The 6,550-nt window shown below is 46.1% G+C and carries 7 protein-coding genes; all 7 read left to right on the forward strand.

Annotated elements, in window-relative coordinates:
- Nucleotides 1-1,058, forward strand: a 1,058-nt coding sequence (locus tag Q0241_RS03075) for a replication-associated recombination protein A (protein WP_299372900.1), incomplete at its 5' end; no start/stop codon positions are given.
- A gap of 153 nt (nucleotides 1,059-1,211) precedes the next feature.
- Nucleotides 1,212-1,889, forward strand: a complete 678-nt coding sequence (locus Q0241_RS03080) for an isochorismatase family cysteine hydrolase (RefSeq protein ID WP_299372903.1) — start codon at nucleotides 1,212-1,214, stop codon at nucleotides 1,887-1,889.
- A 158-nt stretch (nucleotides 1,890-2,047) separates the two neighbouring features.
- On the forward strand, nucleotides 2,048-2,428 hold the full coding sequence (crcB, locus tag Q0241_RS03085; protein ID WP_299372906.1) for a fluoride efflux transporter CrcB: 381 nt from the start codon (nucleotides 2,048-2,050) through the stop codon (nucleotides 2,426-2,428).
- Entirely contained in the window at nucleotides 2,425-3,483 is a 1,059-nt protein-coding gene (locus Q0241_RS03090; protein ID WP_299372909.1) for an RluA family pseudouridine synthase, read from the forward strand. The genes crcB and Q0241_RS03090 overlap by 4 nt, the downstream gene beginning before the upstream one ends.
- 13 nt (nucleotides 3,484-3,496) lie before the next feature.
- Nucleotides 3,497-4,189 carry an HAD-IA family hydrolase gene (locus Q0241_RS03095; protein ID WP_299372912.1) on the forward strand — a complete coding sequence of 231 codons (693 nt, stop codon included), beginning with the start codon at nucleotides 3,497-3,499 and terminating at the stop codon, nucleotides 4,187-4,189.
- Nucleotides 4,190-4,240: 51 nt separating this feature from the next.
- On the forward strand, nucleotides 4,241-4,954 hold the full coding sequence (locus Q0241_RS03100; RefSeq protein WP_299372917.1) for an ATP12 family chaperone protein: 714 nt from the start codon (nucleotides 4,241-4,243) through the stop codon (nucleotides 4,952-4,954).
- A gap of 115 nt (nucleotides 4,955-5,069) precedes the next feature.
- Nucleotides 5,070-6,550, forward strand: a 1,481-nt coding sequence (locus Q0241_RS03105; protein WP_299372920.1) for an acyl-CoA carboxylase subunit beta, incomplete at its 3' end; no start/stop codon positions are given.

The raw sequence follows: 6,550 nt of genomic DNA on the forward strand, positions 1-6,550 counted from the left end.
CAGCCATTTTTTCTGGTGTTGCGGATTTGCGCAAAATCTTTGAAAAGGCCCGCGAGCGAAAGGCAATGGGGCAGGGGACATTGCTATTTATCGATGAAATTCATCGATTTAACAGAGCGCAACAGGACAGTTTTCTTCCCTATATGGAAGACGGTACAATTGTCTTGGTTGGGGCAACGACAGAAAATCCTTCGTTCGAATTGAACGCGGCGTTATTATCCCGCTCTCAAGTCATGGTGCTCAAACGCATAGATGAAGAAGGAATGGACGATCTGTTGGTGAGAGCTGAGCAAGAAATGGGGTTCGAGCTACCCCTATCAGATGAGGCTCGCCAATCAGTTATTGCCATGGCGGATGGCGACGGACGTTACCTTCTAAATATGGCGGAAGAGCTCTTTACCTTGCCGCCTGGTGAGGCTTTGAACACGGCAGATCTGGCAACCGTTATTCAAAAACGCGCCCCGATTTATGACAAAGGCCAGGAAGGGCACTATAATTTAATATCAGCCTTACATAAGTCGTTGAGAGGTTCTGATTGTGATGCGGCCCTTTATTGGTTGGCCCGGATGTTAGCGGGTGGTGAAGATCCCAATTATATTGCAAGAAGACTTCTAAGGTTTGCTGTTGAGGATATTGGTCTTGCGGACCCTAATGCGATGTCACAGGCGTTATATGCATGGCAATCCTTCGAGCGTCTGGGGTCACCAGAGGGGGAATTAGCTCTGGCGCAGGCTGTAATCTATCTTGGCACAGCACCGAAATCCAATGCTGCTTATGCTGCTTATAAAAGTAGTGTTCGATCGGCAAAAGAAACCGGATCTCTTTCTCCTCCGATGCATATTTTGAATGCTCCGACCAAAATGATGAAAGACCTTGGGTATGGAAAAAACTATGCCTATGACCACGATGCACAGGATGGTTTTTCTGGACAAAACTACTTTCCGGATAATATGCCACGCCTTAATTTCTACCAGCCGGTGGAAAGAGGCTTTGAAAGAGAGGTCAAAAAGCGGCTTCTTTATTGGGAAAAATTACGCCAAGATCGGCAGAAAACCTGATTATTAACCAAGGAATGCAAAATCTGCGTGTCTGCCATGTATATCTGACGATTGCAGAGGTGCGACATTTTGGTGTTACCTGTAGTCAGAAATCCTAAAACAAGTTCTTGTTTTTCGAAACACAGACCACGTTCCAAGAGGGTAAGGCCAGCAATGCCAGATTATATTCGTCCGCAAAAAGATCATGTGGCACTCATTTCTCTATCTGCGCAGCGAGACTATATCCTCCCCAGTTCCCCTATTCGAGCATCCGGCCTTTCCCGTGCTATTCCTGCAATGGAAAAGCTGGTTCAGGGGTTCCGTGATCGTTCTTCCTCTATTTATCATTCGATCCGCCTTTATAAAACGGACGGGTCAAATGTTGATCTTTGTCGACGCACAGCCGTCGAAGAGGGCTTGCGTATCTTCATGCCGGGCAGTCTTGGTGCGGAACTAGTTGATGAAATCCAACCCGAAGGCAAAGAAGTTCGTATTAATCCGGATCTTCTTTTTGATGGTAAGTTTCAGGAAATTGGTGAAAACGAGTCAATTTTCTATCGCCCTCGTTGGGGTGCATTCCATGATACGCCTTTGGAAGATGAACTTAGAGCCCGTGGTGTAAACACGCTTGTTCTTTGCGGTTTTTCATTTACCACGGCAACACGGGCAACAATTTATGAAGCAAGTGCCCGTGACTTTCGGGTGATTGTTGTTCCGGATGCTTTGTGTAATGCGACGGAACAAGGTCTTCATGAACTCGGACGTATGGGCGTATACATGATGGAAACAGACGAACTGTTATCCTGGTTGCGTGATCCCCGTGAAAGTGGCGAAAGCGAACAGGCAGCTTAGGCTGTTACGCGAATAGAAAAGCCATTTCTCTTATTTTGCCAAACAGCCTCATATTTGTTAGTTAGAACTGAATGCACAGGTGCTACGAGATTATGTAGTTACCTTCTGTGAAGATTTTTCTTGGGTCATTCTAGTTTGGCCACTCTGGCAGGTATGTAATGAAGATGTTGGCAGCAGTTGCTCTTGGTGGTGCTATCGGGGCAATGGGACGATATCTGGTCATCATCACGATGGGCTCTATGGTGGGAACCATGATGCCCGTTGGTACCTTGACCGTGAATGTTGTTGGCTCTTTTGCGATGGGCATACTCGTTCCTTTGATTGGTGTTGGTGATCTTGTGTCACAAGAACTGAGAGCTTTTCTGACTGTTGGCTTGTTGGGAGCATTTACAACCTTTTCGACTTTTTCGATGGATGTAGTTGTTCTTTTCCAGCGTGATGCCATTGGGTTAGCTGCCTTGTACTTGTCTTTATCTGTCTTTCTCTCTATAGCAGCCTTTGTTGCTGGTTATTATTTAATGAGGTCTTTTGTCGTATGAGTGCCGTTACCATGGTTAAAGTTGGAACAGATGATGGCGGCGTACGTCTTGATCGTTGGTTCAAAAAACATTACCCGGCTTTTAGTTATATCCAGGTCGAAAAAATGTTACGCAAAGGCCAGATCCGTATTGATGGTAAGCGCGTAAAAGCTTCATCCCGGTTAGAGCCAGGACAGGAAATTCGGGTCCCCCCGGTTCCTGATCGTTCAACAGAAAATCGTCCGCGCAGAAATGAGCCTACCATGAGCCCTGAAGAAATTCAGTACGTCAGGGATATGGTAATCTACAGGGATGATTCTGTTATTGCGTTGAATAAGCCCGCTGGCTTGGCCGTACAAGGTGGAACGGGGCTAAGCAAGCATCTGGATGGCATGCTGGAAGCTCTCTGTTACGACAAGCAAGAAAAACCACGTTTGGTGCATCGGTTGGATAAGGATACAAGCGGTGTTCTACTCCTTGCTCGGAATGCAAATTCAGCGCGTATTCTGACAAAATCTTTTAAAGGTAAAACAGCTAAAAAAGTTTATTGGGCGCTTGTTGCTGCTGTTCCACCACAAAAGAAGGGGTGGATTTATCTACCTCTGGAAAAGCAGGCTGGCGCACAGGGCGAAAAGATGGTGATCGATTATGATACCGGAAAAGAAGCTCTGACATTGTATAACATGATTGATAAGGTCGGCCGTAAAGCAGCCTGGGTTGCGTTAATGCCTTTGACAGGACGTACACACCAACTTCGTGCCCATTGCGGCGCACTAGAGGCCCCAATCCTTGGGGATGGTAAGTACGGTGGAAAAGATGCTTATCCTCTTGGTAATAAAATATCAAAAGATATGATGTTGCATGCCCGGGAAATTGCTGTGCCTCATCCTGAAGATGGTACAACGCTCAGGGTAAAAGCAGATCTTTCTCCTCATATGGTCGAGGCATGGAAAGCGCTTGGTTTTAAACTGGGGCATGGCGATGACGCGGTTGATTTGCTCGAAGGCTATGCCGGTGATCTTGCGCACTGTCCTCCACGTGAATTAAGAGACTTTTACAAATCCGAAGAATATTAAATCTGAACTAATATTGAGTGAGGTAAAGGTGCCAAGGCAGCCTTTTAAACTGGTTATTTTTGATTTTGACGGCACGCTTGTTGATAGTCAGTTCAATATTCATAACAATATGGTCGAAGCTTTTTTGCTGAACGGTCTTCCGGAACCGACCCTGGAAGATGTTCGCAGGATCGTTGGTTTGAAGCTGGAATATGCTGTGGCAGAGATGCTCCCACAGGATGCCAGCTGGGAGTTGGCCTGTATGGTTTCTGACTCTTACAGAGAATCTTTTGTTAAAGCACGACAAAAGCCTTGTTTCGAAGAACCCGTTTTTGCTGGTGTCCGGGAAATGCTTCAACGTCTGGATCGGCCAGAAACGTTATTGGCTATCGCGACGGGTAAAAATTTGCGTGGACTTAAAAAGAGCCTCGATCATCATGGATTTCATGATCATTTTGTCACGTTGAAAACAGCAGATGATGGGCCGAGTAAGCCACATCCCGAAATTCTGTATCAGGCAATGGCAGAAAATGGTGTTGAGCCACAAGATACCGTCATGATTGGTGATACGACCTATGATATAGAAATGGCCCGTGCTGCAGGTGTTTCTGCTGTGGGTGTTTCTTGGGGGTATCATGAAACACAGACGCTGTTTGATGCGGGCGCCCATATTGTTGTGAATTCCTGCGAAGAACTTCCCGAACGCTTTGCAGATCTGGTACAATAGAAGCTGCGAAAAACCAGCTGTTTAATTCTAACTGATAAATAGACTGAACTGATGTCTTCTACACTTGCTTTAAAACGATTTTATAAACAGGCAACAGCCGAAGCGACGGATGAAGGATTTGTTGTTCTTCTTGATGGACGTGTTGTTAAAACGCCTGAACAGCTTCCGCTTTTGTTTCCTACTTTGCAATTGGCCGAAGCTGTGGCTGCGGAATGGCAAGCACAGGAAAAGGAAATTGATGCGGCGACAATGCCGCTGATGACCCTTACTTGTACGGCTATCGATTGGGTTGGCAAGGAAAGAGTACAGGCTGAAGAAGGTATTGGAGAATATGCTGGACACGATTTGCTGTGCTATTGGGATGACAGCATGCCGGAACTTCAGGATTTACAAAAAGATGTTTGGCAACCGTTGCTGGATTGGGCAGCGCTTACTTTTGATGCTCCTCTTGTAACAACCAGTGGCCTTTTGAGCGTCGAGCAACCCGAAAGTGCGGTCTCTGCACTTAAGAAATCGGTGTGCAGTTTTCCCAATATGGAGTTGGCAGCCTTATCGACTATCGTCAGAACAAGTGGCTCTTTAATTGTGGGTTTGGCACTGTTGAAAAAACATATAGATGTTGAAAAAGCTATAGAAGCCGTACTTTTACATGAAAAATTTCAGATCGAACGTTGGGGTGCCGATGAAGAAGCTGAACAGCGTCATGTAAATATTTTAACTGAATTTCGCACTGCAATGAAATTTTTAAGTCTAATTCATGACTGACTAGTTACAGAGTACTAGTATCGTTAAACCCTACGTGCTATCAATTACGTCCTGTTAAATATCGCAGTGCAAAACTGCGCCTCGGAATTGATGACATAACAACGTGGGGGAACACGTGCAGGATATCATACAAAAGCTGGAAGCAAAGCGACAGGCTGCCAGAAGCGGTGGAGGAGAGCGTCGGGTTGATGCGCAGCATGGTAAGGGAAAACTTACAGCGCGTGAACGCATTGACGTCTTACTCGACGAAGGCTCCTTTGAAGAATGGGACATGTTTGTTGAACACCGTTGCATCGACTTCGGTATGGAACAACAAAGTGTTCCGGGTGACGGTGTTGTCACTGGAAGTGGTACAATTAATGGTCGTCTGGTTTTTGTTTATAGCCAAGACTTTACCGTTTTTGGTGGTTCACTCTCTGCTTCTCATGCGCAAAAAATCATAAAAATCATGGATAAAGCCATGGAAGTTGGGGCCCCGGTTATTGGCCTTAATGATTCAGGCGGCGCACGAATTCAAGAAGGCGTTGATTCCCTTGCTGGCTATGCCGAGATTTTCCAACGCAATGCAATGGCTTCTGGCGTTATTCCCCAGATTTCCATGATAATGGGGCCTTGTGCAGGCGGTGCGGTTTATTCGCCAGCACTGACTGACTTCATCTTTATGGTGAAAGATAGCTCTTACATGTTTGTGACTGGGCCTGATGTTGTGAAAACAGTGACCCACGAAGAAGTCACAGCGGAAGAACTGGGCGGTGCTATCACACATAGCAGTAAGTCAGGTGTCGCAGATCTTGCCTTTGAAAACGATGTCGAAGCTTTACTTGAACTCCGTCGTTTCATGAGCTTCTTGCCGTCATCTAACAGAGAAAAAGCACCGTCGAGGCCATCGGCAGATCCAGCGGACCGTGATGAATTTTCTTTGGATACGCTGATCCCGGATAATCCTAATAAGCCCTATGACATGCAGGAGCTTATTAGTAAGATTGTCGATGATGGTGAATTTTTTGAAATTCAACCTGACTATGCGGGAAACATTTTGGTTGGTCTGGCACGAGTTGATGGTGAAACCGTCGGTGTTGTTGCTAACCAGCCTATGGTTCTTGCCGGGTGTCTTGATATTGCGTCGTCAATCAAAGCGGCACGTTTTGTTCGCTTTTGTGATTGCTTTAATATTCCACTTGTGACGCTGGTTGATGTCCCTGGTTTCTTGCCCGGTACGTCACAGGAATACAACGGCATTATTAAACACGGCGCGAAGCTCCTTTATGCATATGCTGAAGCCACAGTACCAAAGGTTACGGTTATAACTCGCAAAGCGTATGGTGGTGCCTATGACGTGATGTCATCCAAGCACCTACGTGGAGATGTAAACTATGCCTGGCCGACGTCTGAAATTGCTGTGATGGGCCCGAAAGGTGCTGTTGAGATTATTTTCCGTCAGGATATTGGCGATGTTGAAAAAATCGAAGAGCGCACAGAAGAGTATCGCGAAAAATTTGCGAACCCCTTTGTCGCCGCATCGCGTGGTTTTATTGATGATGTAATCATGCCGCACGGCACAAGACGTCGCGTTTCAAAAGCTCTGCAAATGCTTAA

The organism is uncultured Kiloniella sp. (genome assembly GCF_937128705.1).
GTDB lineage: Bacteria > Pseudomonadota > Alphaproteobacteria > Kiloniellales > Kiloniellaceae > Kiloniella.

What these genes read in the sequence shown, in the direction of transcription:
- Q0241_RS03080 (WP_299372903.1), top strand. Translation starts at nt 1,212, where the DNA reads ATGCCAGATTATATTCGTCCGCAAAAAGATCATGTGGCACTCATTTCT.
- Q0241_RS03090 (WP_299372909.1), top strand. Translation starts at nt 2,425, where the DNA reads ATGAGTGCCGTTACCATGGTTAAAGTTGGAACAGATGATGGCGGCGTA.
- crcB (WP_299372906.1), top strand. Translation starts at nt 2,048, where the DNA reads ATGAAGATGTTGGCAGCAGTTGCTCTTGGTGGTGCTATCGGGGCAATG.
- Q0241_RS03100 (WP_299372917.1), top strand. Translation starts at nt 4,241, where the DNA reads ATGTCTTCTACACTTGCTTTAAAACGATTTTATAAACAGGCAACAGCC.